This is a genomic window from Brevundimonas sp. NPDC046655 (genome assembly GCF_044901625.1).
GTDB lineage: Bacteria > Pseudomonadota > Alphaproteobacteria > Caulobacterales > Caulobacteraceae > Brevundimonas.
This window is the reverse complement of sequence record NZ_JBJDPV010000002.1, coordinates 357,471-383,737: the sequence shown is the minus strand read 5'-3', so window position 1 is coordinate 383,737 and position 26,267 is coordinate 357,471. Positions and strand designations below refer to the sequence as shown.

Sequence of the window (26,267 nt, the reverse complement as noted above, 5' to 3'; positions counted from 1 at the left end):
CTAGCCCGCCGCGCCGTAGGCGGCCGCGACGCCCGACTGGGGCGCCGGGATGGCCGTGCCCTCGTCTGCGTATTCGTTCAGCTTGTTGCGCAGGGTGCGGATCGAGATGCCCAGGATGGTCGCCGCATGGGTGCGGTTGCCCAGGCAGTGGTTCAGGGTGTCGAGGATCAGGGTCTTTTCCATCTCGGCCACGGTCTGACCGACGAAGCTGCGGGTCATGGCGTCGGCCATCTGGGCCGCATGACCGGCGACGCCGGCGTCATAGGTCGAGGCGATGGGCGACGGGGCCGCCGCGCCGCCTTCCAGCAGAGGACGGCCGTCCGGCAGGCGGATGGCGTCGACGTCGATCTCGGCCCCCGTCGCCAGCAGAACGGCGCGGTGCATGGCGTTTTCCAGCTCACGCACGTTGCCGGGCCAGCGGTGGCCCACGAGGGCGCGGCGGGCCTCGACCGAAATCGGGCGCGGCGGCACGCCGTTGGCGGCGGCGTACTTGCGGATGAAGTGGTCGCACAGGACGGCGATGTCGCCCGGACGCTCGCGCAAGGACGGCAGGCGCAGGTTCACCACGTTCAGGCGGTACAGCAGGTCTTCGCGGAAGGTCCCCTCGGCCACGGCCTTGGCCAGATCGCGGTTCGAGGTGGCGATGATGCGGATGTTGACCGGCACGGGCTTGGAGCCGCCGACCCGGTCGATGACCCGCTCCTGAATGGCGCGCAGCAGCTTGGCCTGCAGGCGGGCGTCCATCTCGCTGATTTCGTCCAGCAGCAGGGTGCCGCCGTCGGCCTCCTCGAACTTGCCGATGCGGCGGGCCACGGCGCCGGTGAAGGCGCCCTTCTCGTGGCCGAACAGCTCGGATTCCAGCAGGTTGTCGGGAATGGCGGCGCAGTTCACGCTGATGAAGGGTTTGTCAGCGCGCTTGGACCCTGTGTGCAGGTGACGGGCCATCACCTCCTTACCGACACCGCTTTCACCGGTGATCAGAATGGAGGCTTCCGAACGCGCCACCTGGTCGGCCAGGCTGATGACGGCCTTCATGGCCGGATCGGCCGAGATCATCGGGCGCTCGTCGTCGGCCACGGCGGACAGGACGGCGGCGATCAGGTCCGCCTCGGGCGGCAGGGGAATGAACTCCTTGGCCCCGGCGCGGATGGCGTCGGCGGCTTCACGAGCGTCGGCGTCCACGCCGCAGGCCACGACCGGGACGTGGATGCGCTCGGCGTCGTTGGCGGCGATCAGGGCGGCGATGTCGATGCGGTAGTCGACCATCATCAGGTCGGCCCCCTGCCCGCGCCGCAGTTGCTCGGTCGCCTGATCGGCGCGCTCGACGTGCTGCACCTTGGCGCCGTGCGCCATGGCCATCTTCACCGCCGTCGCCAGCTGTCCGCTGAGCCTGCCAACCACCAGAAGCCGCATGGGTCTTCTCCTCTAAATCTACATCAGGATCCGGCGGCCGATCAGGCGCCAGAATCCTCGGTCTTGATGATTTCCGTCATGGTCACGCCCAGACGGTCCTCGACGACGACGACCTCCCCGCGGGCGACCAGGCGGTTGTTGACGAAGATGTCGATGGCCTCGCCGACCTTGCGGTCCAGCTCCAGCACGCTGCCGCGGTTCAGCTTCAACAGCTGGGCGACCGACATATGGGCCTTGCCCAGGACGGCGGAGATGTTGACCGGCACGTCGAAGACGGTGGCCAGGTCGGCGGCGGACTTGTCCCCCCCCTCGTCGGCGAGGGTCAGGGCGGTGGAGTCGCCGAACTCTTCCAGCGAGAGATCGTCGGTGGCCATCAGAAGGCGCTCCTGTCGAGGGATTCAGCATGGCCGGCCTCGGCCGCGAGCGCGGCCTCCAGCGCGGCGGAAACGCGGGCGGCGACGCCCTCGGGATCGAACTCGGCGCGGCCGTCGGCCCATTCCAGGGCGAAGGCGGCGGCGGGCGCGCCGACATCCTCGCGGAAGGCCATCAGACCGGTGAAACCGGCGTCGGCGCACAGGGCCTCGATGTGGGCGCGGGTCGTCTCGTCCAGACCGGCGGCCCGCACCAGAAGGCGCGGCGAGGCGTCGATCTCCTGAGCCAGCTGCTCGATGGCGGCTTCCAGCGGGCGGCGCGGGAAACGGTCGAAGGCGGCGGAGGCCAGGACGCGAGCAGCGGCGACCGCCAGCTCGGCCGACTGGCGACGATGGGCCTCGGCGATGGTGCTGAGGGCGCCGGCGGCATGAGCCGCCTGCTGGGCCAGGGTCGACAGGGCGTCGGCGCGCAGGGCCTCGACCTCGGCAAGAGCCTGCTGACGGGCCTCCAGTCGCGCCTGAGCGATCAGGGCGTCGACCTCTGCGGGGGCGAAGGATCGCTTGACCGGCTGCCAGGCCGAGGGACGCACGACGTCGCCCGAGGCGTCGAACTCGGTGTCGAAGATGAAGGGGCGCGCGGTGGAGGGGATGCCGGTCATGTCAGTAGATCAACTCGTCGTCAGCGCCCTGGCCGGCCAGCATGATGTCGCCGCGCGCGGCCAGGTCCTTGGCCACCTGGACCATGGTCATCTGGGCGGCGTCGACGTCCTTGAGGCGGACAGGGCCCATCGACTCCATGTCCTCCCGCATGATCTTCGAGGCGCGCTCGGACATGTTGGAGAAGAACATTTCGCGCAGGGAATCCGAAGCCCCCTTCAGCGCCAGGCCCAGTTGGTCCTTCTCGACCGCCCGCAGCAGGGTCTGCACGCCGCCGGGATCCAGCTTCGACAGGTCCTCAAAGACGAACATCAGCGAGCGGATGCGCTCGGCCGAGTCGCGGCTGCGTTCCTCCAGGGCGCCGATGAAGCGGGCCTCGGTCTGGCGGTCGAAGCTGTTGAAGATGTCGGCCATCAGTTCGTGGCTGTCGCGCTTGGAGGTGCGGGCCAGGTTGGACATGAACTCGGTGCGCAGGGTCTGCTCGATCTTGTCCAGGATGTCGCGCTGCACCGGCTCCATGCGCAGCATCCGCTGGACGCATTCCAGGGCGAAATCTTCAGGCAGGGCCGTCAGCACGCGCGAGGCGTGGTCGGGCTTCACCTTGGACAGGATGACGGCGACCGTCTGCGGGTATTCGTTCTTCAGATAGTTGGCGAGGACGGCCTCGTTCACATTGCCGAGCTTGTCCCACATGGTCCGCCCGGCCGGGCCGCGGATTTCCTCCATCAGGGCGTCCACGCGGTCGCCCGGCATGAAGGAGGCCAGCAGGCGCTGGGTCTGCTCGTAGCTGCCCATCAGGGCGCCGGCGCCGCCGATGCCCGAGACGAACTCGACCAGGACTTCCTCTACCACCTGGGCGGCCACGGTGCCGAGACCGGCCATGGCCTGGGAGACCTCCTTGATCTCCTCCTCGTCCAGCTGCTGCCAGAGGATGGTGTGCTCTTCGCCCAGAGACAGCAGGACGACGGCCGCCTTCTCAGGCCCCGTCAGTTTGCGGATGTCGTCGATCGGACCCTTTTTGCTCACGAGACGGGTCATTAGCTTTCATGCACCCAGGAACGAAGGATGGCGGTGGATTCCTCCGGGTGGGAGTCGACGAAGTCCGCGACCTTCTTGATCGAGGAGGCCTTCACCTGGCCCTCGATGCGGGCGATGTCGAGCCGCTGCTCCATGTCGGTCGGCCCCGCCAGCATCTGGGGCTGGCCCGGCAGGACGCCGCCGACGATCTGGGCGTCCAGCGGGGTCACGGGAACGCCGTCGGCGCCGACCAGGGCGGGCGCACCGGCGCCGCCGGTGGCCGTCTTCAGCAGCGGACGCACGACGAAGAAGATCAGCAGCAGCCCGGTCACCAGCAGGACCAGCAGCTCGACGCCGCGCATGATGTCGTTCTTGTCGAAGTTGAACATCGACGAGCCTTCGTCCGCGCCCGGCGCCGCCGAGGGTTCGCGGTTGAAGCGGACGTTGACCACCTCGATCTTGTCGCCCCGCGTCTCATCGATGCCCACGGCGGCGGCGACCAGGGTCTTGATCTGCTGAACTTCCTCGGCGGTGCGCGGGGCGTAGGTCGGCTCGCCCTTGCCATCGGCGGCGGGGGTGTACTTACCGTCCACGGCGACCGAGACCGACAGCTTCTTGACCTCGCCAGGCTCCTTCACCGTCGTCGTCGTGGTGTTGGAGATCTCGTAGTTGGTCGTCTCGGTGTTTTCCGAGTTGGTCGAGCCGATCGGCGTCGTGTTCGGGGCCTGACCGCCGGGGATGTTGTTGGTGGCGGTGACGCCGCCGTCGGCCTGACCCGTCGTGTCCTGCGACTGGGAGCCATTGGTCGAGGTCGAGCGGACGACCTGACCGTCGGGATCGAACTTCTGTTCCTGGGTGGTCGAGCGGCTGTGGTCGATGTCGGCCGTCACCTGGACGCGGGCCGCGCCGGCGCCGACCACGCCCTCGACGATATCCTTGATGCGGGTCTGGAGCTGGGCCTCGGTCGTGGCCTTGGCCGCCTCGGCGTTGGCCGAGGTGAAGCCGGTGTCTTCAGAACCGGCTGCGAGCGTGCGGTTGGACTGATCCGTCACCGTGACCTTGTCCGGCTTCAAGTTCGGCACCGAGGAGGCGACGACGTTGCGGATGGCGCGGACCTGGTCGGCGCTGAGGTCGCGACCGCCGACGCCGACGACCACGGCCGCGGTGGGGTCGGTGGCGGCGGCCTGGAACATCTCGCGGCGCGGCATGGTGATGTGAACGCGGGCCGAGGTGATGCCGCGCATAGACATGATGGTGCGCGACAGCTCGCCTTGCAGGGCGCGCTGCTCGTTCAGGTTTTGCTGGAACTCGGTCTGGCCCAGAACCGACTGGTTGTCGAAGATCTCGTAGCCGACGCTGCCCGAGGTCACGAGCCCCTTGCCCGCCAGCATCAGGCGCGCCGTACCGACCTCGTCACGGCTGACGAAGATGGTCGAGCCGTCGCCCTTGGAGCTGTACTTGATGCCCGCCTGATCCAGGGCGGCGCTGATCTCGGAGGCTTCGCGCAGGTCGAGGTTGGAATAGAGCAAGGCGTCCGGCGCCTGGCCCACACGCAGCATGACGGCGACCAGCACCGCAGCCACGCCGGCGGCGACGCCGAGCACTGCGGCCAGACGGCCGATACCGAACTTCTGCAACGCCGCCGTGAAGCCGCCCACGCGTCCCCGCCCATCCACTAACGGGATGAACTGATCCCGCTAGGCAGAAAGTGCCGCGTGGATGGTAAACGCCGCGTTAAGATGCGTTAAAGATTGGGAGAATCCGAGCGGCTCTCGCCGGACAAGCAGAAGGCGGCGCGCCCTTCGACGCGCCGCCTTCCCTGAGTTTCAGCCGATGAAAGCTTAGGCCGCCTTCAGCAGCTCGGCCTTCAGATCGCCAGCCGCCTTGATGCGGGCTTCGGCGATGGAGTCGGCGATCAGGTGGGTCGGCTTGTTCTCGACGACCGAACGCTCGAGGATTTCCTCGAAGGTCTCCATCAGGCGCGACAGCTTGCCCTCGACCCACGAGGCGTCATAGGCGCCGCCCGACTGGCGGGCGTTCATTTCCGATGCGACGTTGATGATGCCGCCGCCGTTAACGACGTAGTCAGGGGCGTAGAGCACGCCGCGACGGAACAGCTCGTCGCCGATGTCGGCGGTGGCCAGTTGGTTGTTGGCGGCGCCGCAGACGGCCTTGACCTTGAGGCGGTCCAGGGTCTGCAGGTTAAGCGTCGCGCCGAGGGCGCAGGGCGCATAGATGTCGGCGGCGACGTCATAGATGGCGTCCGGGGCGACGATCTCGGCGCCGGTCGCGGCGGCGACGGCTTCCAGATTGGCCTGGTTGACGTCGGTTATGATCAGCCTGGCGCCGGCCTTGTGCAGCATCTCGGCCAGATAGGCGCCGACGTGACCCACGCCCTGCAGGGCGACGGTCAGGCCGGTCATGTCGTTCTGATTGAACAGGCGACGGGCGACGACCAGGTTCGAGCGGAACACGCCCTCGGCGGTGACAGGGCTGGGGTCGCCCGAGGCTTCCGGGCCGTCCTTCAGGCCGAGCACGTATTCGGTGACCTTGCGGGCTTCGGCGATGTCCTCGACCGAGGTGCCGACGTCTTCGGCAGCGTAATAGTTACCGCCCAGGCCGTTCAGGGCGCGACCGAAGGCGCGGAACAGTTCCGGCGATTTCTGGGTGCGGCTGTCGCCGATGATGACCGACTTGCCGCCGCCCATTTCCAGGTCCGCCACGGCGTTCTTGTAGCTCATGCCCTTGGACAGACGCAGGACGTCCTCCAGCGCCTCGGCGGCGGTGGCGTAGTTCCACATGCGAGTGCCGCCGACGGCGGGGCCGCGCGCGGTGGAGTGAACCGCGACGATGGCCTTCAGGCCGGTTTTCTCGTCGTGGAAGGCGTGAACGCCCTCATGGTTCGCGAAAGAGGGGGAATCAAACAGCGTCTTGCCCATGACAGGCCTTTCCTGGGGTATTTTTTATGCGCGTGGAGATACGCCGCGCCCGCCTACAGGGCAAGCGTGTCGGTTTCGCGTCAGGAAAAGGCGCGTTCAGCGCGCTTTCGGGTCAGCCCGCAGGGCCGGAAGCACCGGTCCGGCGCCTGACGGCAAGGGGGCGGCGGCGTCGCGCAACCAGGCCTCGACATCGCGATAGACGACCTCGCCCTGAAGGTCGCGGTTCAGAATGTGCCAGCCGTCCGGATAATAGGCCGTGCGCAAATCGGGCCGCTCGCCCGCCCGTTCCAGCGCCAGTCGCATCGGCCCCTTGCGCACGATCTGGTCGTGGGCGCCGTAGAGCAGCAGGGTCGGCTTCTGGACTGCGCCGAGGCGCAGCGACGCCGCCTCCATCAAATCGACCAGACCATGCATGGAATCGAAGCGGGTCGAGATGATGCTTTGCGGATCGCGGCCATTACGGATCAGCTCCAGGGTATTGTCCGAGGCGCGAATGTTGCGAACGGCGAAGGCCGGCGGTTCGACCGCCTTGTCGCCCATCAGGCGGGCGGCGGCCCAGAGCCCCGCGCGGTTGAACGGACTCTGGCTGGACCAGCCCCAGACCCCGGGGGCCAGCAGGATCACCCGGTCGGCATCGGGCGGAGCCTCCCCTCCAAAGGCGGCGATGGTCGAGGAGCCGCCCATGCTTTCACCCGCCACCACGATCAGGGCGTTGGGCCGTTCGGCGCGCACCAGTGAGACGATGGTGCGCAGGTCGGCGCTGGTCAGGCTTTCGGGCGCGAACTCGCCACGATGGGGCGACAGGCCGAAGCCGCGCTGATCATAGGCCCAGGTCTCGATGCCGCGCGTCGCCCACCACGGCCCGGCCAGCCGGAATGAGGCGTAATGGTCGTTGAAGCCGTGCAGGGCGACGATGACGGCCCAGGGCTGCTGGTCCTGCGGACTCCAGCGCAGATAGGGCAGACGGGCACCGTCCTGGACCACGAAGGCGCCCCGCCCTTCGGTCCCCGCCTCGATACGCGGGCCGTGGAAGCCGTTGGGCAGCGCCTGCGGTCCTTGCAGGTGCGGCGTGGCGCAGGCGGACAGGGCGAGCGAAAGGGCGAAAAGGCCCCCAGTCAATCCGCTTCGTCCGATGCTCACGCCAGAATCTCCGCTGTCCTCTGGCGAAGGTAGGGCTGAACCTCGGCCTCGAACCACGGGTTTTTCTTCAGCCAGGCGGTATTGCGCCAGGACGGGTGCGGCAAGGGCAGGATGGCGGGGGCATAGTCGCGCCAGGCGCGGACGGTTTCGGTCATGTTGGATCGGGCCCGGTCGCCCAAGGCCCAGGTCTGGGCGTAGCCGCCGACCAGCAGGGTCAGCTCGACCTTGGGCAGTTCGGCCAGCAGCCGGGGTCGCCACAGCTCGGCGCAGCGGCGCGGCGGCGGATAGTCGCCGCCTTTTGGGTCTGTGCCGGGAAAACAGAAGGCCTGAGCCGCGACGCCCAGACGCGGTTCGCCGTAGAAGGTCGCCTCGTCCACGCCCATCCAGTCGCGTAGTCGAACCCCGGACGGGTCTGTGAAGGGCAGACCGCTCTCATGCACCCGCCGTCCCGGCGCCTGGCCGCAGATCAGCAGGCGCGTTTCGGGCGTGACCATGACCACCGGGCGCGGCGTGTGAGGCAACTGCCCCAGGCACGCCCGGCAGGCGCGGATATCGGCCAGGACGTCGTCCAGGCCGGTTTCCGGCTCAGTCGAAGTCGTCATCCGATTTTTCGACGGGCGGCAGAGCCGCCAAGGCCGCGGCCGTCTCGGCCTCGGTCGGCAGGCGCAGACGGATCACGCCCTTGAAGGCGTTCGGATCGACCGCCTTGCCCTTCTTGGTGATGGTCAGCTTGCCCTGACGCATCAGGCCCAGGGCCGTGGCGCGCACCTTGGGCAGCATGCGCTGCCACTGCTCGGGCTGCAGCTCCTTCGCCACGTCCGCGGGTTCAATGCTCTTGCCGCCGACGTTCTTGGGGTCGGCCTTGGCCAGTTTTTCGAAAATGGCCGCTTCGATTGGATCGCTCATCGGGTCTATATGCTGCACCGCAAGATCGGAAAGAAGGCGTAATCGGCATGGTCGCGAAAATCACCATCACGGAAGGCGAGTTCGCCGGCTGGCAGACCTATGACCTGCACGACACCTTCGACGTGGTGGTCGGCCCCTTCTACGGCAAGCTGGACCCCGACGGTCATATGCGCTGCGCCTTCCGCGCCGAACAGAAGCACATGAACGCCGGCGGCCGGATGCACGGCGGCTGCCTGATGACCTTCGCCGACATCGCCATGTTCCAGATCGCCTATCAGGAGATGGAGGGGGCGTCGGGCGTGACGGTGCAGCTGGATTCGACCTTCATCGACGGCGCCTATGTCGGCGAACTGATCGAGGCGACCGGTCAGGTCACCAAGGCGGGCAAGAGTCTGATCTTCGTGCGCGGCCAGATCAATACGGGCGAGCGGCTGCTGATGACCTTCTCGGGCGTGATCCGGAAGTTCACGCCTCGGGCCTGACCTATCTGGTAGCGGCGTAAACGACGCGGCAATCGCCATCGACCGTGGTGTAACGACTGTTCGCGGCGTCCACGAAAGCCACGCGGCCCCCGTCGCTGTATTCGACCTTGCCGGTCGAACGGCCCTTGAAGATCTCGACGCCATAACTCCAGCAGGTGATGTCCGCCGGGCGGTCGCTGAAGGTCGCATCATTGCGCGCGCGTCGGCTTTCCGTACAGGCGGCGGCGGATACGGCAAGACCGAGGACGAGGGCGATCGTAACTGCTCTGTTCATGCCGCACAGCTTGGCATGACGGACAGGGGTCGAAAAGCCTTTAGACGCCCGCTTTCGCCGCCGGACGCGCGCGGCAAGCCTCCAGCCAGCGGGCCAGATGGGTGAACTCTTCCGGCGGGCGGTACTTGACTAGGCGGGCGAAATCCAGCCCCACGGCGGCGACGATATCGGCGATGGTGAAACGGTCGGCGGCGATGAATTCGTGCTCGGCCAGTTGGCGATCCAGCAGACGCATAAACTTCTCTGCCCCGAGGCGACTGTATTCCGCCACCTGGGGCTGGGGCGCTTCGAGCGCGGCGAGCGCAGGGTGGCTGAAGCGCACGTTCAGCATCATGGGGTTGGCCAGATACATTTCGCACCGGCGCGTCCACATCTCGATGATCGCCTGTTCCCTGGGATCGCGCCCAAACAGGTTGGGCTCTGGATAAAGGGCCTCCAGATACCGGCAGATGGCGATGGATTCGGAGATGCAGGTCCCGTCGTCCAGTTCCAGCGCCGGGACGTGCGGCACGCCGAACTTGTCACGATAGGCAGCGGTGCGGTGCTCGCCCGCCAGCAGATCGATCTCGACCCCTTCGACGTCGGATACGCCCTTTTCCGCCATGACCCAGCGGACCCGGCGCGGATTGGGGGCACGGCGGCTTTCGTAAAGCTTCATGAAACGCCCCTCGGGTGATCGGCAGAAAGGCTACTGTCCGAAGACGGAGGCGGGCAAGGCCCCGACGATGCAGGCGGTCATCAGGGTGGCCAGGAAGCCGGCGAACAGAGCCTTCCACACCAGACCCAGGACTTCTTCGCGGCGCTCGGGCATCAGCACCGACAGTCCGGTGACGGTGATGCCCACAGAGCCGATGTTGGCGAAGCCGCACAGGGCGTAGGTCATCAGCATCCGGGTGCGCTCGCTCATCTCGCCGTCCGGCACCGCGCCCAGTTTGATGAAGGCGACGAACTCGGTCAGGGTCAGCTTGACGCCCAGCAGCCAGCCGGCGGTGTGGGCGTCCGCCCATTCCACCCCGGTCAGCCAGGCGACGGGGGCGAAGACCACGCCGAGGATGCGCTCGACGCTCAACGGTTCCCCGCCGATCCAGAAGGCGCCGAGCATGACGTTGGCCAGGGCCACCAGGGCCACAAAAACGATCAGCACGGCCGAGATGTTCAGCACCACCATCAGGCCGTCGGACGTGCCCTTGACGATGGCGTCGATGGAGCTGTCGTACTTGAGCGCCGAGTTGTAGTCGGCGACCGCCCCGCCCTCACCCGGCTTCTCGGGGATCATGACGCGGGCCAGAAGGACGCCCGCCGGGGCCGAGACGATGGAGGCGACCAGGACGTGGCCCGCCGCGTTGGTCAGCACCGGCGCCAGAATGGTGGCGTAGGCCACCATGGTCGAGCCGGCGACGGTGGCCAGACCCACCACCATCATCAGGAACAGTTCCGAGCGGGTCAGCTTGTCCAGATAGGCCCGGATGACGATGGGGCTCTCGATCATGCCGAGGAAGACGTTGGCCGCGACCGCCAGGGCCGAGGCGCCGCCCAGACCCATGGTGCGCTGGAACAGGAAGCCGAAGCCCAGGGTGATCCACTTCAGGATCTTCCAGTGCCACAGGAGAGCCGACAGGGCCGAGATCACCAGAATCAGCGGCAGAACCTTGAAGGCGAAGGTGAACAGGGCGCCTTCGTTGGCCACGGCGTAGGGCTGATCCCCGCCCGCCAGATAGCCGAAGACGAACTTGGTCCCCTCCTCGGTCGCCAGTTCCAGCCCCTTCACGGCGTTGTTGATGCCGTCCAGCACCACCTGCGAGCCGGGAATGGCGAAGGTCGCCAGGATCAGGGCCGCCTGCACCAGCACCGCCCCGATGGCCAGACGCCACGGGAAGAGCTTGCGGTTCTCGGACAGGGCCCAGCAGACGGCGATGATGACGATCAGGCCGAACAGGCTCTGCAGGTTCAGAAGGCTGAACATGGAAAAGGCGGCTCCGCGACCGGCCGACGGCCAGCAGCCGCCCTTGAAATCTGCTTGAACGCTACCGCGCGCCCTCTGGTCAAGAGCGCATGCGGCGTCCTGCCGCGCCCGGCCTCGGCTCCCGCGCTGAAGGCGCGCAAGAAAAAGGCGGAGGGTGAGCCCTCCGCCTGTTCCGATCAGAGCTGGCCGCGGACCAGCTTGCCGTAGTCGTCCATCAAGGTCAGCGACAGTTCGCCCGGCGTGAAGCGATAGTCGCCGATTTCGCTGACCGGGGTGACCTCGGCGGCCGAGCCGGTGAGGAAGCACTCCGAGAAGCTCGACAGCTCTTCCGGCAGGATGTCGCGGATCACCACCTCGATGCCCTTGGCCTGGGCCATCTCGATCACGGTCTGGCGGGTGATGCCGTCCAGGATGTGGTCCACGCGCGGCGTGTGCAGGGCGCCGTTCTGGACGAAGAAGACGTTGGCGCCGGTGGCCTCGGCGACATAGCCGCGCCAGTCCAGCATCATGGCGTCGGCGAAGCCGCGCTTCTCGGCCGCCGTCTTGGACATGGTGCAGATCATGTAGAGGCCGCCGGCTTTGGCGGTGGAAGGCGCGGTTGCGGGGTCAGGACGACGCCACTTGGCCCACTCCAGACGGATGCCCTTCTTCTTGACCTCGGGGTCGAAATAGCTGGGCCATTCCCAGGCCGCGATGGCCAGGTGGACCTTGCTGTTCAGCGAGGAGACGCTCAGTTGCTCGGCGCCCAGATAGGCCACCGGACGAATGTAGCAGTCGGTCAGACCGTTCTTTTCACAGGTTTCCTTGCAGGCGGCGTCGATCTCGGCCACGCTGTATGGAATGTCGAAGTCCAGCAGCTCGGCCGAGCGCTTCAGCCGTTGGCTGTGCGCCGTCAGCTTGAAGATTTCGCCGCCATACATACGCTCACCCTCGAACACCGACGAGCCGTAGTGAAGGCCATGGGTCAGAACGTGCGTTTTCGCGTCCCTCCAGGGCACGAACGCGCCGTCAAACCAGATCCAGCCGTCACGATCGTCGAAAGGAACGAAGGCCATTGAATAACGTCTCCTCGGGATGTGGTCCGGTTACACTCTTCTCTCCCGCCGCCGTCAACGCCTTTGCGTTCGGCAGGATCGCCTAAGACATGACTGATACGCGCTCGAACGGCCGCTCCGGCCCTATCGCTGCTCCCGGCGCCGGCCGCCACCTGCTGGTCGTCGATGACGACGACAGAATCCGCGAGTTGCTCAAAGAGTTCCTGACGCGCGAGGGCTATCGCGTCACCGGCGCCGCCCACGCGGGCGCGGCGCGGCGTCTGGTCGAGCTGATCGAGTTCGACCTGATCGTGCTGGACGTCATGATGCCGGGCGAGAGCGGTTTTGACCTGACCAGCTGGATCCGTAGCCAGGCCTCGCTGTCCAAGACCCCGGTCCTGCTGCTGACCGCCAAGGGCGATCCGAATGATCGCATCGAGGGCCTGTCGCGCGGGGCCGACGACTATATGTCCAAGCCCTTTGATCCGCGCGAACTGGCGCTGCGGGTCGAGGCCATCCTGCGCCGCACCGGCGGCAAGCCGATGACCCCCCGCGAGATCCACATGGGACCGGCGGTCTTCGACATGGAGCGGCTGGAGCTGACCCGCGACGGCGAGTTGCAGCGCCTGACCGAGGCCGAGGCGCAGTTGCTGAAGACCCTGGCCATCCACGCGCATTCGCCGGTCGAGCGGATGAACCTCTCGCCCGACACCGCCGACATCACCGGCCGCGCCGTCGACGTGCAGGTGACGCGCCTGCGCCGCAAGCTGGAAGCCGATCCCAAGAACCCGCGCTATCTGCAGACCGTGCGCGGCGTCGGCTACATGCTGGCGCCGGACTGATCGCGTCATGCGGCTGCTGCCGTTCAACGTCTGGGCGCGAGTGATCAAGCGCCGCCTGCCGACCTCGCTGTGGGGCCGGTCGCTGCTGATCATCGTCCTGCCGGTGCTGATCATGCAGGGGGCCGTGACCTGGGCCTTCTTCGACGCCCACTGGCAGGCCGTGACCGCGCGCCTGTCCGAGGGCTTGGCCGGAGACGTGGCCTGGGCCGCCGAGAGCTATCGCGACGAGCCCACTGCGCAGAACCTGGCCGTCATCGCCGACCGGGCCGAGCGCTCCATGCAGTTGTCGGTCGCCTTCCAGGAAGGCGCCAGCCTGCCACGGGAACAGAGGCGCGGCGCCATCGGCGTGGTCGATCGCACGATGGAAAAGGCCCTGGCCTCGCGCTTGGACCAGCCCTTCTGGTTCGATACGACCCGCTACCCCGCCTATGTCGACATCCGCGTGCAGGAGCCCGACGGCGTGCTGCGCGTCATCGCCCCGCGCGAACGGGCCGTGGCGACCCAGGCGCACATCTTCGTCCTGTGGCTGATGATCGCCACCATCCTGTTGCTGGGCGTGGCGGTGCTGTTCATCCGCAACCAGGTGCGCGCCATCGAGCGCCTGGCCGACGCGGCCGAGGCCTTTGGCCGGGGCGAGAGCGTGCCGCGCTTCAAGCCGCACGGCGCGCGCGAGGTCCGCGCGGCCGCCTCGGCCTTCCTCGACATGCGCGCCCGCATCCAGCGTCATATCGACCAGCGCACCGCCCTGCTGGCCTCGGTCAGCCACGACCTGCGCACGCCCCTGACCCGTCTACGGCTGGAGTTGGCCCTGGCCCCGCCCTTCAAGCGCGCCGAGGCGATGAAGGGCGACCTGGACGAGATGGAGCACATGATCGACGAGTACCTGGCCTTCGCGCGCGGCGAGGCCGGAGAAGCGATGCAAATGGTCTCGATCCCCGAAATGCTGCGCCGCGCCGCCGACGACGCCCGCCGCGCCGGCGCCGAGGTCACGCTTGAGACGCCTGACGAACTGGACGCCCAGTTGCGTCCCCTCGCCTTCCGTCGCGCCCTGAACAATCTGGCCGGCAACGCCGCCTCTCACGGCGAACACGTGCGGTTGTCGGCCCGCCCCCTTCCCTCGGGGGGGATCGAGATCGCGGTCGAGGACGACGGTCCCGGCATCCCGGAAGACATGCACGAGGAGGCCTTCCGGCCCTTCTCCCGACTGGACGCCTCGCGCAATCAGAACAGCAAGGGCGTCGGTCTCGGCCTGGCCATCGCCCGCGACGTGGCGCGCGGCCACGGCGGCGACATCACCCTGAGCCGCAGCGACCTGGGCGGACTGAAGGCTTCGATCCGCCTGCCGGGATAAATCGCGCCTCCCTCTGGCGTGGCTGTAAAATCATCGCCATCTTGCACCTGTTCCAGGGGGGCCTGGATCAGGAGTCCGTATGATGCGTAACTTCGCCTTTCTTGCACCAATGACCGTCGCCCTCTTGCTGGCCGGCGCCGCCTCGGCCCAGCCTTCAGCCGTGGTCGTCACCGTCAGTCCCGACTTCGCCAAGACCGCTGAAGAACTGGGACAGCGCGATGTTCAACAACAGGTCGATGACCTGACGGCCAAGGTCACGCGCGTCCTGACGCAGCGCCATGCCCTGGACGGGGCGCGGATTGAGCTGACGATCACCGACCTGAAGCCCAACCGGCCGACGATGCAGCAGATCAGCGACAAGCCGGGCCTGGACCCCATCCGCAGCATCTCGATCGGCGGCGCCGCCATTGAAGGCACGGTGACCATGGCCAACGGTGACGTACAACCGGTGAAATACGACTATTATTCAACCAGTCTGGCGGATGTGCGCGGTTACAGCACCTGGCAGGACGCTGGCACCGCCTATGACCGTCTGGCCCGCAACCTGGCCGACGGCCGCTACGTCAAACGCTAACGATCAGCCGCTGAGTTCGGTCGACTTGGCCACAGCCGCCTGAACGGCGCTCTCGACCGCCCGGTCGAGGGCGCCGTTTGCATTCAGGGCCACAAGGCCGGTCTGGGTCACGCCGCCGGGCGAGGCCACGCGGTCGATCAGGGCGTCCAGAGCCTCGGTTCCCTCAACCCCCGCCGCGGCGGATCGCAGGGTGGCGCGGGCCAGCCGCACGGCGGCCTCGGGCGTCAGACCTTCCTCGACCCCGGCCTGGGCCAGGGCGCGGGTGAAGGCGAAGAAGTAGGCCGGGCCGCAGCCGGACACAGCCGTTGCGGCGTGCATGGCGGCTTCCTCGTCCAGATGAACCGTCTCGGCGATGGGGGCGAACAGGGCCTCGCCTACGGCGCGGGCGGCGGCGTCAGCGGCCCAGATGGTCGCCACGCCTTGGGCCTGGGCCACACCGGTCGTCGGCATGATGCGGACGACGGCACGACCGTCGAAGCCCTCGGAAATCGTCTGCCCCGTCACCCCGGCCATGACCGAGACGATCACGGCGTCGGGCGACAGGTGCGGCAGGATCGGGCGAGAGGCCTCGAACCACTTGGCCGGCTTGACCCCGACGACGAAGGCGCGGGCGTCCGCCAGGGTTTCCAGCGGCGGATTGATCCGCGCGCCCAGGGCCCGCGCCGCCTCGGCGGCGGGCTTCTCGGACGGGGTCAGGATGATCAGATCGGCGGGATCGACCGCGCCGGTCTTCAGCCAGCCTTCCAGGATGGCCGAGCCTAGCCGCCCTACGCCTTGCAGAACGACCGCGCGGCTCATTAGGCTGTGCCCACGGTTTCGAACAGGCAGGCGTCGATGGCTTCCTGCGCCTTCTTGGAACCGCGCACCATGAAGTCGAAGGCGGGGTAGTAGCGATCGGCGGCCTCGATGGCGGCGTCGATCATGGAGGCCGCCTGGGCCAGGGTCGGGCGTTCGCTGTGCGGCAGGGCCAGCGAATGACGGAAGACGATCTCGCCCTCATCCGGCCAGACCTCGAAATGCCCCAGCCAGGTGCGCTGGTTGATCATCGACACCAGTTCATAGGCGGCGGCGCGGCGCGTCTTCATGACCCGCAGGTCCAGGGCGCAGCACAGTTGAAGGCAGTCGCCCTCGGGCCGCCAGGCGAACCACAGCTCATAGTCCTTCCAGTCGCCGGCGAGGGCGAAGGCGAGGTCGCCGTCGTCCGTGCGGTCAAACGGCAGGTTCTCCGCGTTGAGGACGTGCTCCACGACATCCAGGGGGTCGTAGGGAACGTCGACCTCTTCGGGTCGGGCTGCATCCATCAGGGGTTCACAATCTTAACTCGAGGGTCGCGACTCACGACCTGCAAACGAACGGTAAACGTGTTCGCAGATTCGGCTCAACCGGCGGCGTCAGCGTCAGGCTTCGCGGCTGTGGACGTTCCGCTCGGCGTCTTTTTCGCGGGCGATTTCTGAGTCTTAAGCTCGGCGATCTCGGCGCGCAGGGCGGCGATCTCGTCCTTCAGCACGTCGAACTCGTCGCGACGGACCAGGTCCATCTCGGCGACGAAACGATCAGTCTGGGCGCGCCAGGCGGCCTTGGCCTCGTCGCCCGCAGCCTGGGCCAGACCCATGGCGCCCGTCGTCAGCTTGGCGAACTCGTCGAGGATCGGATTGCGCGTCTGCATGATGAACTCTCGCGTCTTTGCCACACCAGTATATGGTTAATGGCGCCGTAAATTGGGTGAACGAAACCTTGCCGTCCGAACCGGCTATAAACTGCTTCGCGGGAAAAGCGCGCGACGAATGCAGTCTCGCTTGCTAGATGATTTCGGGTCCCAAACGGCGCTGACGGAGGCCCTGTGCCCTTCCCCGAATTCGACCCTGTCCTGATCCATCTCGGCCCCCTGCCCATCCGCTGGTACGCCCTGGCCTATGTCGCCGGGATCGTGCTGGGCTGGTGGTACGCCTCGCGTCTGGCCAAGACGGAGCGCCTGTGGGCGCCGGGCAAGCCGCCGGTGACGGGACCGCAACTGGACGACCTGGTGCTGTGGATCACCCTGGGCGTCATCCTGGGCGGCCGGTTCGGTTACGCCCTCTTCTACAAGCCGGCCATGTTCGCCCAGTTGTTCACCAGCGACAGCTGGGGCGAGCGGCTGGAGCTGCTGCAACTGTGGACCGGCGGGATGAGCTTCCACGGCGGCTTCCTCGGCGTCGTCATCGCCATTGCGATCTACGCCAACCGCCAGAAGATCAATCCGCTGAGCCTGGGCGACCTGATCGCGCCGGTCGCGCCGCTGGGCCTGTTCTTCGGCCGCATCGCCAACTTCATCAACGGCGAGCTGTGGGGCCGCGAGACGACGGTTCCCTGGGCCATCCGCTTCTGCAACGCCCGCATCGAACAGATGTACGGCTTCTGCCCCGCCGGCAACGAGCCGCGCCACCCCAGCCAACTGTATGAAGCGGGCCTCGAAGGCCTGCTGCTGTTCGCCATCCTGTCCCTGGCCATCTGGAAATGGCGGATGCTGAAGCGTCCGGGCTTCGTCACCGGCCTGTTCCTGCTGGGCTACGGCATCTGCCGCGCCGCGCTGGAGAACGTGCGCCAGCCGGACGCCGGGTTCGAGCACCTGCCGCTGGGCCTGACCATGGGCATGATCCTGTCGATCCCGATGATGCTGGTCGGCGCCTGGCTGATCTGGCGGGCGCTGAAGAAGCCGGCCGTCACGGAGGCGTAAGGCGTCATGACCGAGACCCTCAAGGACCGTCTGGTCCGCGAGATCGTGCTGACCGGGCCGATGACGGTGGCGGACTATGTCACGCGTTGCCTGCACGACCCCAAGAGCGGTTATTACGCGACCCGACCGGCCCTGGGCGAAGGCGGCGACTTCATCACCGCCCCCCTGGTCAGCCAGATGTTCGGCGAACTGATCGGCCTGTGGGCCGTCGAGACCTGGAGCCGTCTGGGCGCGCCCGAGCGGGTTCGGCTGGTCGAGGTCGGGCCGGGCGACGGGACGCTGATGTCCGACGCCCTGCGGGCCGCGCGGCTGGCCCCCGGCTTCCTCGAGGCCGTGGACCTGATCCTGATCGAGCCCAGCGCACCACTGCGGGCCGAGCAGGCGCGGCGGCTCGCCGACGCCGACGTCCACCCGCGCTGGCTCAGCGCCCTGCATCAGATAGAGACCGACGCTCCGGTCATCCTGATCGGCAACGAGGTGCTGGACTGCATGCCCGCGCGGCAGTTCATGAAGACCGAAGGCGGCTGGGCCGAGCGCCGCGTCGGCGTCACCGACGACAATGAACTGACCTTCGGCCTGCTCGCCATTTCCGGCGGCTTTGACCGGCCCGAATATGACGTCGAACCGGGCCAGGTGGTCGAGATTTCGGAGCAGCAGGCCGCCTTCGCTCGCGATCTGGCCAGCCTGATCAAGGCCGCCTCGGGCGCGGCCCTGCTGATCGACTATGGCCGCAGCCAACCGGGCGCAGGCGACACCCTGCAGGGCCTGCGACGGCACCAGAAGGTCGATCCGCTATCGACGCCGGGCGAGGCCGACCTGACGCAGTGGGCGGACTATCCTCTGGTGCTGGAGGCCGCCGTGCGGACGGGGGCGGATGTCACCGGCTGCGTCAGTCAGGGCGCCTTCCTCAAGGCTCTGGGGATCGAAGCCCGCGCCCAGCGGTTGATGCAGGCCCGCCCCGACGCCGCCCCTGTCATCCAGCGCCAGCTGGACCGCCTGACCGCGCCGGACCAGATGGGCGAACTGTTCAAGGCGGCGGCGATCTTCTCGCCCCGCGCGCTGGCCCTGCCCGGCTTCTGAGGTCTGCGGTCTGTTTCCGCAGGGAGTGTGACGATGCGTTTTTCCGACCGGGAACGGGCCGTGCTTCTGGCCGTGAAGGGCGTCGGCCCCAAGGTCGTCGAGCGGCTCGAGGAGCAGGGTCTGGGCGCCTTTGAACGTTTGGCCCAGGCCGATCCCGCCGTGGTCTGCGCCGGGGCCGCCGTCAGCCTGGGCTCGACCTGCTGGAAGAACAGCCCTCAGGCCCGCAAGGCCGTCGAGGCCGCCGTCAACGCCGCCCGTAACTCGCTGGAGGCCGCATGAGCCTGAACCCCATCACCCACCCGCTGCTCGACAAGGCCGGAGTGCGTCACGGCTTCTTCACCCGCCAAGGCGGCGTGTCCGAGGGGATCTACGCGGGCCTGAACGCAGGCGTGGGGTCCAAGGATGATCCCACAGCCGTGGCCGAGAACCGCCGCCGCGTGGCCGAGTGGATGGGCGGGGTGAATGACGACCTGTGCGGCTGCTATCAGATCCACTCCGCCGTGGCCCGCGTGGCCGAGGCCGGCTGGAAGGGCGAACGGCCCGAGGGCGACGCCGTGGTCAGCGCCGTGCGCGGCCCGATCGCCTCCGTCCTGACCGCCGACTGCGCACCCGTACTGTTCGCCGACGCCGAGGCGGGCGTGGTCGGCGCGGCCCACGCGGGCTGGAAGGGCGCGCTGGGCGGGATCATCCACTCGACGGTGGCCGCCATGGAGGCCCTCGGCGCCCGGCCTGAGCGCATGGTCGCCATCGTCGGCCCCTGCATCGCCCAGGCCAGCTATGAAGTCGGCGCTGACTATCAAGAGCGCTTCGCCCGCCATGACCCCGGTAGCGAACGCTTCTTCGCCCCCGGCCCCGCCGAGGACAAACGCCTGTTCGATCTGCCGGGCTTTGTCCTGTGGCGGCTGGAGCAGTCCGGGGTCGGCGACGCCGCCTGGACCGGCGACGACACGCGCGCGGACGCAGGCCGCTTCTACTCGAACCGTCGCGCCTTCTTGGCGGAAGAGCCGGATTTCGGGCGGTTGATCTCGACGATCAGCCTGGGCTGATTAGCCCGCCATCGCCATGTCGGGGACGCGGGTGATTTCGCGCCAGGCGTCGGGCTGGGCCAGCAGGGCGCGGACCAGCTTGTTGTTCAGGGCGTGGCCCGCCTTGACGCCTTCGTAACGGCCCAGCAGGGGCGCGCCGAGGACGTAGAGGTCGCCGATGGCGTCCAGGGCCTTGTGGCGCACGAACTCGCGTTCCATGCGCAGGCCGCCAGGGTTCAGGATTTCGTCGCCGTCGATGACCACGGCGTTTTCCAGGCTGCCGCCGCGCGCCAGGCCGGCCTGACGCAGAGCCTCGACCTCATGGGCGAAGCCGAAGGTGCGGGCGGCCATGATGTCCGAGCGGAAGGTCGCCTCGTCCACGACGAAGTCCACCACCTGATTGCCGATGACCGGCGTGGGGAAGTCAATCTCGAAGCGCATCTCGTAACGGTCGCAGGGCTTGAGGACGGCGGACTTGTCGCCCTCCTCCACCCGGATCGGCTTGAGGATTTCGATGTAGCGGATCGGGGCTTCCTGACGGCGGAAGCCGGCGCGGTCGAGCAGTTGCACGAATTGCAGTGCCGAACCGTCCAGAATCGGCAGCTCGGGGCCGTCGACCTCGATCACGGCGTTGGAGACGCCGAGCGCGCACAGGGCGGCCATCAGGTGCTCGATGGTCGACAGGCGCACGCCCGCCGCGTTCTCGATCATGGTGTTCAGGCGGGCGTCGACGACAGCCTCGCCCGAGACGGGGATCCGGTTGTCGCGATCCGTGATGTCGGTGCGCACGAAGACGATGCCCGCGCCGGGCGCAGCCGGACGCACGACCAGCTTGACGCGCTGGCCGGTATGGACGCCCACGCCGGCCGTGATGGCCGGAGCGACGATGGTCTGTTCGTGATGGTCGTTACGGACCGACAAGCTGAAACTCTCTGTGTTGCACGGCTCCGCGCAGTCGTGCGGAGTTCGCCTCGCCTGTCGTTTAACCACGACGGCTCAAGCGCGAAATGAAAGATGGGTTTCGAAATGTTTCGGTCTGACGACAGGCCCTAACAACGAAAACGCCCCGGAGCCAGGCTCCGGGGCGTTTCAATCAGGGTTTCGTCCGATCAGTTCGCGAGGCGGCGAAGGAAGGACGGGATTTCCAGGTCGTCGTCCTCAGCCTGGCCGGCCTGATAGTCCAGGGTCGGCTGGACCGACTGGGACTGGCGCAGCTGCTGGGTCGTGCGGTTGGACGACGGCGACGGCGCATAGGACGGCTGCGACTGCTGCTGTTGCGGCTGCTGGCGCTTCTTGCCGAACAGGCTCCAGCCGCTGCGCCGGTGATCACGGTCGTCGTAATATTCTTCTTCAGCGACCGGCTCTTCGCGGCGCGGGGCCGGACGGGCTTGCGGCTGCTGTTGCTGACCACGGTCGAAGTAGAGATCGCCCTGCGAGGCGGCGGCGGGTTCCGCGCGAACGGCGCCGGATTCGTACTCCTCGACCCAGGGATCGACGATCGGCTCCAGGTTGCGGGGCGCGTCGTGGATGACGGGCTCCGGGCGCGGCTCGGGCGCTGCGCGGGCGGCCGGGGCCTCATAGACCGGAGCGGGCTCGGGCGCGCGAACCGGCTCACGAACCGGGTCGATGCGGACTTCCGGCTGACGCGGCGCGGCAGCGGTCGGACGGCGGTCCGAGAAGGCCGAACCCTGGGGCTCGATCTTCTGGATCACGGCTTCGTCCATGCCGGTGGCGACGACCGAGACGCGGATCTTGCCGTCCAGGGCCGGATCGAAGGCGGCGCCGAAGATGATGTTGGCGTCACCGTCCACTTCGGCGGCGATGGCGTTGGCGGCCTCGTCCACTTCCAGCAGGGTCATGTCCAGACCGCCGGTGATGTTCACCAGCACGGCCTTGGCGCCCTTGAGGCTGGTCTCGTCCAGCAGCGGGTTGGCGATGGCGTTCTGGGCCGCCAGCAGGGCGCGGTCGTCACCCGTGGCCTCGCCCGTGCCCATCATCGCCTTGCCCATTTCGGACATGACGGCGCGGACGTCGGCGAAGTCGAGGTTGATCAGGCCCGGCAGAATCATCAGGTCGGTGATCGAGCGCACGCCCGAGTGCAGGACCTGGTCGGCCATGCCGAAGGCGTCGGCGAAGGTCGTGCGCTCGTTGGCGACGCGGAACAGGTTCTGGTTCGGGATGACGATCAGGGTGTCGACGTAGCGCTGCAGCTCGGCGACGCCCGAGTCCGCCAGACGCATGCGGTGACGGCCTTCGAAGGTGAAGGGCTTGGTGACGACGCCGACAGTCAGGATGCCCCGGTCGCGGGCGCACTTGGCGATGACGGGGGCCGCGCCGGTGCCGGTGCCGCCGCCCATGCCGCAGGTGATGAAGACCATGTGCGCGCCGTCCAGGTGCGCGTGGATCTCGTCAGCGCTCTCCTCGGCGGCGTTCATGCCGACTTCGGGGTGGGCGCCGGCGCCGAGACCCTGGGTGATGGTCTCGCCCAGTTGAATGCGGCGGTCGGTCTTGGCGAAGCTGAGGTGCTGGGCGTCGGTGTTGGCGACGACGAACTCGACCCCTTCAAGGCCGGCGTCGATCATGTTGTTCACGGCGTTTCCGCCCGCGCCGCCGACGCCGAAGACGACGATCCGGGGCTTCAGTTCCGTGTGTTGCGGCTTCACCAGCGAGAGAGACATGTTCTTGTTCCGACTTTCCGACCCTGCCCGTTAACCCCAATGCGAAATCCCCGCCGAATCGCATTGGTTATGAGCGTGTTAAGGAAAACCCCTTTTGAGTTAACGGAGTGTTACTCCGGTAATATGAGTCGGAAGGTTTGAAAGCCCGCATCCTCAGCTTGGCCGCAGATTTCCTTCATTTTTCAGCGACGGCGTTTAACCCGCAAACAAAAAGGGCGGCTCTTTCGAGCCGCCCTTCCGTTTCAGTTCAGACCGAACTTACCAGGGACGGTAGTTCAGGCTGATCGAGTAGCGACGACCATAGGGGTCGAAGTTCGAGTACAGGGTCGCGCCCAGCCAACGCGCCTGTTCGGCGTCGAAGGCGTTCTGGACCGTACCCGTCACGGTCAGGTCTTCGCGCAGTTGGTAACGGACCGAGAAGTCGTTCCGCAGGAAGTTCTCGCTGTCCATGTACTTCGTCTCACGCTGGTCGGCGTTCTGCACGAAGTCACGTTCACGCACGATGTCCTGGGCGGTTTGCCAGTCGGCCACCCAGCTGATGCGCAGGGGCTCGATCGGCGTCTGCCAGGTCAGGGTCGAGGAGAAGCGAACGCGCGGATAGAACAGGTTGCTCGAGAGTTCCGTGTAGTCGTACGGGTTCTCGATGTTGTTGAAGTTCTTCTGCTCGATCAGCCACGAACCGTTCAGGCTGTGGGTGAAACGACCCCAGTTGCGACCGATCATTTCTTCCGTGTCGAACGTGTAGTTCGTCGTGAAGTCCAGACCACGAACGTTACGCTTGGCGTAGTTGATCGAGCTCTGGATGAAGTCGATCAGCAGGAAGCGGTCGTCGCGCGGCGTGTTCGGATCGTTGACGCCGGTGCGGGTCAGGGTGGCGCAGGCGCTGGCGTTCAGGCCCGGGCCGCTGACGCAGTTTTCGGCGGCGACCTGGGCGGTCACAGCGGCGATCACATTGTCGATCTGGATCTCGTAGTAGTCGAGCACCAGCGAGAAGTTCGGGATGAAGCGCGGCTTCAGAACCGTCGAGAAGGTGAAGGATTCCGACTCTTCCGGCTTCAGGAACGGGTTGCCGCCGTTCTTGCCCGCGACGCTCGAACCATAGTCCGGACGATAGGCGTTGGCCGCCGTCGGGTCCGTGAAGTTGAACGTCAGGCCGAACTGCTGCGCCAGGGCCGCGCAGTTGACGACGCGGTTGGCCGCCTTCTCACGGTCCGCCATGTTCTGGATAGCCAGGGTGGCGCAGGGATCGTTGAAGTTCAGGAAGGTCTGCGTGAACGGCGAGTTCGTTTCCGACAGGGTCGGCGCACGAACCGAGGTGTTGAAGCTGGTCTTGAAGGCGATGTCCGGGATCGGACGATAGACCAGGTTCACGCCATAGACGTCGCTTTCGCCGAAGGTCGAGAAGTCGCTGTAGCGATAGCTGGCGCTCAGTTCAGCATAGTCGCCCAGGAAGGAGTCGCGCATCAGCGGGATCGAGAGCTCCGCGAAGGCTTCCTTCGTCTCATACTCGGCCGGCATGAAGTCGGCGCCGCCGTTCAGCTGGGCGTAGGTGGTGCCCAACGAGCGGCTACGGCCCAGTCCTTCCGTGTACTCCTTGCGGTACTCGGCACCCAGGGCCAGGCCGATACGGCCGGCGCCCCAGAAGTCCCACAGCTGACCCGAGACCGAAGCCACGGCGTCGTGCTGCTCGTTGACCTGCTCGATCTGCAGTTGAGCGCGGACGTAGTTAAGGCCTTCAGCGCTCTGGTTGCCGGCGCCGAAGACGTTCAGCGGCTTACAGTTCTTCACCACGTCCGAGTTGGCGTTCAGCGTGCCGCCGATGTTCGGGTTGCGGTTGGTCACAGTGCCGCCGTTTGCAGTCAGCAGCTGCACGCGGCAGACGATGGCGCCGGCTTGGCCGAGCACGCCCGCCGTGTCGCGCACGGCGTCCATGGCGTACGAGAAGCGCTCGATGTCCAGACCGCGCTCGACGTTCAGGTTGTCCATACGGCCGTAGGTGTAGCCGATGTCCCAGTCCAGGTTCTTGACGAAGCTGACATCGCCGGCGTTGCCGTTCAGACCCAGAACGTAGCGCTGCAGTTGCTTCTCGTTGGTCTGCGGGCGGTCCAGCAGCCAGGCGGAGTAACGAGCGAACGGAGCAGCCGTATCGCCGGTGACCGCACCAGGAGCCGTCGCGCTGGCGGCGCCGTAGGTGGTCGCGCGGTTGTTGCGGATGGCGGCGGCCAGTTCAGCCGGCAGGAAGGCGTTGTCCGTGCGCGTCGTATAGGCCGACGTGCTGAGGATCTGCATCGAGTTGTTGGCGTTCAGCGTGTCCGAAATATAGATGTCGCCGAACGAGTTGCCCGTGGCCAGGTTCGTCGTCTCGTCGACGTACTTGGCCTCAGCATACAGGTTGATGTTGGGCGTGATCTTGAAGTTCGCACCGACCTGGAAGCGAGCGTTCTCGGACTGCGGCAGGGTGGAATCGACGTTGAAGGTCGTGTTGGGGTTCTCGCCGTCGCCGCCGACATTCGTCACGCGGTTGACGCCGTTCACCTGAACCCAGTTACCGAAGTCGGCCAAGCGCGCGCTGGTGCCGTTGAAGACGTAGGTCTTGCCCGGAGCAACGCCAAAGCACGAAGCAGAGGTGATCGAGGTGGTGGTGCACTGACGGGTCGGAATGACGTTCGGGTTGTTCAGGGCGCTGGGCTGGTAGTTGTTAGCCAGGGTAACCTGACCCCACTTCATGATCTGCAGGCTGCGACGATCACGATACAGTTGCGTATCCATGATGCCGTCATAGGGCTGCGCAGCCGTGTCGGTGTCGCGCGTGACCAGGCCCCAGGCTTCTCCCAGCCAATCAATGTCCGAGGCCAGGACTTCGTCCAGGCGCTCATATTCGGCGAAGCCGTAGACATTCAGACGATCATCAAAGAAATTCTTGCCCGCCAGAACCGAAACGCGTTCCGAGTCCTGCCCGCCGTCGTTGAGCTGAGCCCAACGCGCGTCGAGTTCCAGACCTTCAAAGTCCTTGCGCAGCTTGAAGTTCAGCACGCCGGAAACGGCGTCGGCGCCGTAAACCGACGAGGCGCCGCCCGTGACGATTTCCACGCTTTCGATAAGCAGGCGCGGGATGGTGTCGACGTCGACAGCCAGAGTGCCCTGCGGCGAACCCACGTGGCGACGACCGTCAACCAGGGTCAAGGTGCGGCCCGAGCCCAGCGAGCGAAGGTTCGGCAGCGACAGGCCGCCGGCGTTCAGGACGCCCGCCGTGGTGTCGGACGGAACCTGCGAGTTCATCAGGGCCGGAATGGTGGCCAGATAGTCGATGACCGTGTTCTGACCCGTGGTCAGCAGGGTCTCGCGGCTGACCTGGATCAGCGGGGTCGGAGCGGTCGTCGGGTCGCGACGGATACGCGAACCGGTGACGACGATTTCCTCAACCGTCGTAGCCTGTTCCGACTGCGCCGGCTGGGCCGATTGAGCGAACGCCGGAGCCGACGCCGCCATCAGACCCGCAAGGACAGTCGTCCCAAACAGGAAATTGCGCTTCAGATGCATTAGTCGGGACCCCCAAATGGAAAATGACACAACACCGCGATCGCCGAACGACCACGTGCCTAACTGCTCCGTTTAATCGAAATCGCCCGGCGAACAATGATTGCGACCCAAATCAGGCGATTGCGCGCCAGAACTGTTACAATCAGAACACACTAAGGTCACAGACCGCCGAAAAACGTTCGATGAGCGTGAACATTTGCAATGAACGCGCCCGAGGTGGAAAAATTTTTCGGATTCTGGCCGTCGGTCACCTTGAGCGACGCAATTT

At 66.7% G+C, this 26,267-nt stretch carries 27 protein-coding genes; 8 read left to right on the top strand and 19 right to left on the bottom strand.

The window, feature by feature from the left end; genetic code table 11:
• The 9 genes from ACI2KI_RS09625 to ACI2KI_RS09585 all read right to left on the bottom strand — a co-directional run bounded on the left by ACI2KI_RS09625 (position 1) and on the right by ACI2KI_RS09585 (position 8,443).
• Complete coding sequence (locus ACI2KI_RS09625; protein WP_404619574.1) at positions 1-1,413, bottom strand: sigma-54 interaction domain-containing protein; 1,413 nt, start codon at positions 1,411-1,413, stop codon at positions 1-3.
• A gap of 41 nt (positions 1,414-1,454) precedes the next feature.
• Complete coding sequence (fliN, locus tag ACI2KI_RS09620) at positions 1,455-1,787, bottom strand: flagellar motor switch protein FliN (protein ID WP_292083895.1); 333 nt, start codon at positions 1,785-1,787, stop codon at positions 1,455-1,457.
• The gene (locus ACI2KI_RS09615; RefSeq protein ID WP_404619572.1) at positions 1,787-2,443 is read right to left on the bottom strand and encodes a flagellar assembly protein FlbE; all 657 of its coding nucleotides are present in this window, start codon (positions 2,441-2,443) and stop codon (positions 1,787-1,789) included. Before ACI2KI_RS09615 ends, fliN begins: the two co-directional genes overlap by 1 nt.
• Before the next feature lies 1 nt (position 2,444).
• The gene (gene fliG, locus ACI2KI_RS09610; protein ID WP_404619570.1) at positions 2,445-3,479 is read right to left on the bottom strand and encodes a flagellar motor switch protein FliG; all 1,035 of its coding nucleotides are present in this window, start codon (positions 3,477-3,479) and stop codon (positions 2,445-2,447) included.
• Positions 3,479-5,116: a flagellar basal-body MS-ring/collar protein FliF gene (fliF, locus tag ACI2KI_RS09605; protein ID WP_404619568.1), complete on the bottom strand. Its 1,638-nt coding sequence runs from the start codon at positions 5,114-5,116 to the stop codon at positions 3,479-3,481. Before fliF ends, fliG begins: the two co-directional genes overlap by 1 nt.
• 183 nt (positions 5,117-5,299) lie before the next feature.
• Positions 5,300-6,397 carry a Glu/Leu/Phe/Val dehydrogenase gene (locus tag ACI2KI_RS09600; RefSeq protein WP_404619566.1) on the bottom strand — a complete coding sequence of 366 codons (1,098 nt, stop codon included), beginning with the start codon at positions 6,395-6,397 and terminating at the stop codon, positions 5,300-5,302.
• A 96-nt stretch (positions 6,398-6,493) separates the two neighbouring features.
• The gene (locus ACI2KI_RS09595; RefSeq protein ID WP_404619564.1) at positions 6,494-7,516 is read right to left on the bottom strand and encodes an alpha/beta fold hydrolase; all 1,023 of its coding nucleotides are present in this window, start codon (positions 7,514-7,516) and stop codon (positions 6,494-6,496) included.
• A 17-nt stretch (positions 7,517-7,533) separates the two neighbouring features.
• Positions 7,534-8,139 carry a uracil-DNA glycosylase family protein gene (locus ACI2KI_RS09590; protein ID WP_404619562.1) on the bottom strand — a complete coding sequence of 202 codons (606 nt, stop codon included), beginning with the start codon at positions 8,137-8,139 and terminating at the stop codon, positions 7,534-7,536.
• A complete protein-coding gene (locus tag ACI2KI_RS09585) occupies positions 8,123-8,443 on the bottom strand; it encodes a DUF3253 domain-containing protein (RefSeq protein ID WP_404619560.1) in 321 nt (106 codons plus the stop codon). Before ACI2KI_RS09585 ends, ACI2KI_RS09590 begins: the two co-directional genes overlap by 17 nt.
• Positions 8,444-8,490: 47 nt before the next feature.
• Here ACI2KI_RS09585 and ACI2KI_RS09580 point away from each other — a divergent pair, with 47 nt between their 5' ends.
• Entirely contained in the window at positions 8,491-8,925 is a 435-nt protein-coding gene (locus tag ACI2KI_RS09580) for a PaaI family thioesterase (RefSeq protein WP_292083904.1), read from the top strand.
• Position 8,926: 1 nt separating this feature from the next.
• Here ACI2KI_RS09580 and ACI2KI_RS09575 read toward each other — a convergent pair whose 3' ends face one another.
• From ACI2KI_RS09575 to ACI2KI_RS09560, 4 genes are all read right to left on the bottom strand, one after another.
• A complete protein-coding gene (locus ACI2KI_RS09575) occupies positions 8,927-9,199 on the bottom strand; it encodes a hypothetical protein (protein ID WP_292083906.1) in 273 nt (90 codons plus the stop codon).
• Positions 9,200-9,239: 40 nt separating this feature from the next.
• Positions 9,240-9,857, bottom strand: a complete 618-nt coding sequence (locus tag ACI2KI_RS09570) for a glutathione S-transferase family protein (RefSeq protein ID WP_404619557.1) — start codon at positions 9,855-9,857, stop codon at positions 9,240-9,242.
• A 30-nt stretch (positions 9,858-9,887) separates the two neighbouring features.
• The gene (locus tag ACI2KI_RS09565) at positions 9,888-11,162 is read right to left on the bottom strand and encodes a NupC/NupG family nucleoside CNT transporter (protein WP_404619556.1); all 1,275 of its coding nucleotides are present in this window, start codon (positions 11,160-11,162) and stop codon (positions 9,888-9,890) included.
• Positions 11,163-11,338: 176 nt separating this feature from the next.
• Entirely contained in the window at positions 11,339-12,217 is an 879-nt protein-coding gene (locus ACI2KI_RS09560) for a branched-chain amino acid aminotransferase (RefSeq protein ID WP_292083909.1), read from the bottom strand.
• 89 nt (positions 12,218-12,306) lie between these two features.
• On the opposite strand from ACI2KI_RS09560, the gene ACI2KI_RS09555 reads away from it, so the two are divergent.
• From ACI2KI_RS09555 to ACI2KI_RS09545, 3 genes are all read left to right on the top strand, one after another.
• Positions 12,307-13,038 (top strand): response regulator, encoded by a 732-nt coding sequence (locus ACI2KI_RS09555; RefSeq protein WP_292083910.1) that lies wholly within the window; start codon positions 12,307-12,309, stop codon positions 13,036-13,038.
• Between the two features lie 7 nt (positions 13,039-13,045).
• Positions 13,046-14,389 carry an ATP-binding protein gene (locus ACI2KI_RS09550; RefSeq protein ID WP_292083911.1) on the top strand — a complete coding sequence of 448 codons (1,344 nt, stop codon included), beginning with the start codon at positions 13,046-13,048 and terminating at the stop codon, positions 14,387-14,389.
• 79 nt (positions 14,390-14,468) lie between these two features.
• Positions 14,469-14,963, top strand: coding sequence for a hypothetical protein (locus tag ACI2KI_RS09545; RefSeq protein WP_404619553.1), 495 nt, complete (start codon positions 14,469-14,471; stop codon positions 14,961-14,963).
• 3 nt (positions 14,964-14,966) lie between these two features.
• Here the strand turns inward: ACI2KI_RS09545 and ACI2KI_RS09540 are convergent, their stop codons facing one another.
• The 3 genes from ACI2KI_RS09540 to ACI2KI_RS09530 form a co-directional block, all read right to left on the bottom strand.
• Positions 14,967-15,761: a pyrroline-5-carboxylate reductase family protein gene (locus ACI2KI_RS09540; RefSeq protein ID WP_404619551.1), complete on the bottom strand. Its 795-nt coding sequence runs from the start codon at positions 15,759-15,761 to the stop codon at positions 14,967-14,969.
• Positions 15,761-16,264 carry a YbjN domain-containing protein gene (locus ACI2KI_RS09535; protein WP_292032930.1) on the bottom strand — a complete coding sequence of 168 codons (504 nt, stop codon included), beginning with the start codon at positions 16,262-16,264 and terminating at the stop codon, positions 15,761-15,763. Before ACI2KI_RS09535 ends, ACI2KI_RS09540 begins: the two co-directional genes overlap by 1 nt.
• Positions 16,265-16,341: 77 nt before the next feature.
• The gene (locus ACI2KI_RS09530; protein WP_404619549.1) at positions 16,342-16,629 is read right to left on the bottom strand and encodes an accessory factor UbiK family protein; all 288 of its coding nucleotides are present in this window, start codon (positions 16,627-16,629) and stop codon (positions 16,342-16,344) included.
• Between the two features lie 174 nt (positions 16,630-16,803).
• Between ACI2KI_RS09530 and lgt the strand changes: the two genes are divergently transcribed.
• From lgt to ACI2KI_RS09510, 4 genes are read left to right on the top strand one after another with little or no spacing between them, the layout of a single operon-like run.
• On the top strand, positions 16,804-17,676 hold the full coding sequence (gene lgt / locus ACI2KI_RS09525; RefSeq protein WP_404619547.1) for a prolipoprotein diacylglyceryl transferase: 873 nt from the start codon (positions 16,804-16,806) through the stop codon (positions 17,674-17,676).
• Positions 17,677-17,682: 6 nt separating this feature from the next.
• Entirely contained in the window at positions 17,683-18,756 is a 1,074-nt protein-coding gene (locus ACI2KI_RS09520) for a class I SAM-dependent methyltransferase (protein ID WP_404619545.1), read from the top strand.
• A 33-nt stretch (positions 18,757-18,789) separates the two neighbouring features.
• Positions 18,790-19,035, top strand: coding sequence for a helix-hairpin-helix domain-containing protein (locus ACI2KI_RS09515; protein ID WP_390182833.1), 246 nt, complete (start codon positions 18,790-18,792; stop codon positions 19,033-19,035).
• On the top strand, positions 19,032-19,802 hold the full coding sequence (locus ACI2KI_RS09510; protein WP_404619543.1) for a polyphenol oxidase family protein: 771 nt from the start codon (positions 19,032-19,034) through the stop codon (positions 19,800-19,802). The genes ACI2KI_RS09515 and ACI2KI_RS09510 overlap by 4 nt, the downstream gene beginning before the upstream one ends.
• Here the strand turns inward: ACI2KI_RS09510 and lpxC are convergent, their stop codons facing one another.
• The 3 genes from lpxC to ACI2KI_RS09495 all read right to left on the bottom strand — a co-directional run bounded on the left by lpxC (position 19,803) and on the right by ACI2KI_RS09495 (position 25,948).
• Positions 19,803-20,702, bottom strand: coding sequence for a UDP-3-O-acyl-N-acetylglucosamine deacetylase (gene lpxC / locus ACI2KI_RS09505; RefSeq protein ID WP_404619541.1), 900 nt, complete (start codon positions 20,700-20,702; stop codon positions 19,803-19,805). It lies immediately after the preceding gene.
• A gap of 188 nt (positions 20,703-20,890) precedes the next feature.
• Positions 20,891-22,459, bottom strand: a complete 1,569-nt coding sequence (gene ftsZ / locus ACI2KI_RS09500; protein WP_404619539.1) for a cell division protein FtsZ — start codon at positions 22,457-22,459, stop codon at positions 20,891-20,893.
• Positions 22,460-22,717: 258 nt separating this feature from the next.
• Positions 22,718-25,948, bottom strand: a complete 3,231-nt coding sequence (locus ACI2KI_RS09495; RefSeq protein ID WP_404619537.1) for a TonB-dependent receptor domain-containing protein — start codon at positions 25,946-25,948, stop codon at positions 22,718-22,720.
• Positions 25,949-26,267: the final 319 nt, after the last annotated feature.

Bases quoted from the DNA above. Each gene is read 5' to 3' on its own strand.
- ACI2KI_RS09540 (WP_404619551.1), bottom strand. From the start codon at position 15,761: ATGAGCCGCGCGGTCGTTCTGCAAGGCGTAGGGCGGCTAGGCTCGGCC.
- ACI2KI_RS09535 (WP_292032930.1), bottom strand. From the start codon at position 16,264: ATGGATGCAGCCCGACCCGAAGAGGTCGACGTTCCCTACGACCCCCTG.
- fliG (WP_404619570.1), bottom strand. From the start codon at position 3,479: ATGACCCGTCTCGTGAGCAAAAAGGGTCCGATCGACGACATCCGCAAA.
- ACI2KI_RS09550 (WP_292083911.1), top strand. From the start codon at position 13,046: ATGCGGCTGCTGCCGTTCAACGTCTGGGCGCGAGTGATCAAGCGCCGC.
- ACI2KI_RS09615 (WP_404619572.1), bottom strand. From the start codon at position 2,443: ATGACCGGCATCCCCTCCACCGCGCGCCCCTTCATCTTCGACACCGAG.
- ACI2KI_RS09560 (WP_292083909.1), bottom strand. From the start codon at position 12,217: ATGGCCTTCGTTCCTTTCGACGATCGTGACGGCTGGATCTGGTTTGAC.
- ACI2KI_RS09600 (WP_404619566.1), bottom strand. From the start codon at position 6,397: ATGGGCAAGACGCTGTTTGATTCCCCCTCTTTCGCGAACCATGAGGGC.
- ACI2KI_RS09570 (WP_404619557.1), bottom strand. From the start codon at position 9,857: ATGAAGCTTTACGAAAGCCGCCGTGCCCCCAATCCGCGCCGGGTCCGC.
- ACI2KI_RS09585 (WP_404619560.1), bottom strand. From the start codon at position 8,443: ATGAGCGATCCAATCGAAGCGGCCATTTTCGAAAAACTGGCCAAGGCC.
- ACI2KI_RS09515 (WP_390182833.1), top strand. From the start codon at position 18,790: ATGCGTTTTTCCGACCGGGAACGGGCCGTGCTTCTGGCCGTGAAGGGC.
- ACI2KI_RS09565 (WP_404619556.1), bottom strand. From the start codon at position 11,162: ATGTTCAGCCTTCTGAACCTGCAGAGCCTGTTCGGCCTGATCGTCATC.
- ACI2KI_RS09590 (WP_404619562.1), bottom strand. From the start codon at position 8,139: ATGACGACTTCGACTGAGCCGGAAACCGGCCTGGACGACGTCCTGGCC.
- ACI2KI_RS09625 (WP_404619574.1), bottom strand. From the start codon at position 1,413: ATGCGGCTTCTGGTGGTTGGCAGGCTCAGCGGACAGCTGGCGACGGCG.
- ACI2KI_RS09555 (WP_292083910.1), top strand. From the start codon at position 12,307: ATGACTGATACGCGCTCGAACGGCCGCTCCGGCCCTATCGCTGCTCCC.
- ACI2KI_RS09575 (WP_292083906.1), bottom strand. From the start codon at position 9,199: ATGAACAGAGCAGTTACGATCGCCCTCGTCCTCGGTCTTGCCGTATCC.
- fliN (WP_292083895.1), bottom strand. From the start codon at position 1,787: ATGGCCACCGACGATCTCTCGCTGGAAGAGTTCGGCGACTCCACCGCC.
- ACI2KI_RS09495 (WP_404619537.1), bottom strand. From the start codon at position 25,948: ATGGCGGCGTCGGCTCCGGCGTTCGCTCAATCGGCCCAGCCGGCGCAG.
- ACI2KI_RS09545 (WP_404619553.1), top strand. From the start codon at position 14,469: ATGATGCGTAACTTCGCCTTTCTTGCACCAATGACCGTCGCCCTCTTG.
- ACI2KI_RS09520 (WP_404619545.1), top strand. From the start codon at position 17,683: ATGACCGAGACCCTCAAGGACCGTCTGGTCCGCGAGATCGTGCTGACC.
- ftsZ (WP_404619539.1), bottom strand. From the start codon at position 22,459: ATGTCTCTCTCGCTGGTGAAGCCGCAACACACGGAACTGAAGCCCCGG.
- ACI2KI_RS09580 (WP_292083904.1), top strand. From the start codon at position 8,491: ATGGTCGCGAAAATCACCATCACGGAAGGCGAGTTCGCCGGCTGGCAG.
- ACI2KI_RS09530 (WP_404619549.1), bottom strand. From the start codon at position 16,629: ATGCAGACGCGCAATCCGATCCTCGACGAGTTCGCCAAGCTGACGACG.
- ACI2KI_RS09510 (WP_404619543.1), top strand. From the start codon at position 19,032: ATGAGCCTGAACCCCATCACCCACCCGCTGCTCGACAAGGCCGGAGTG.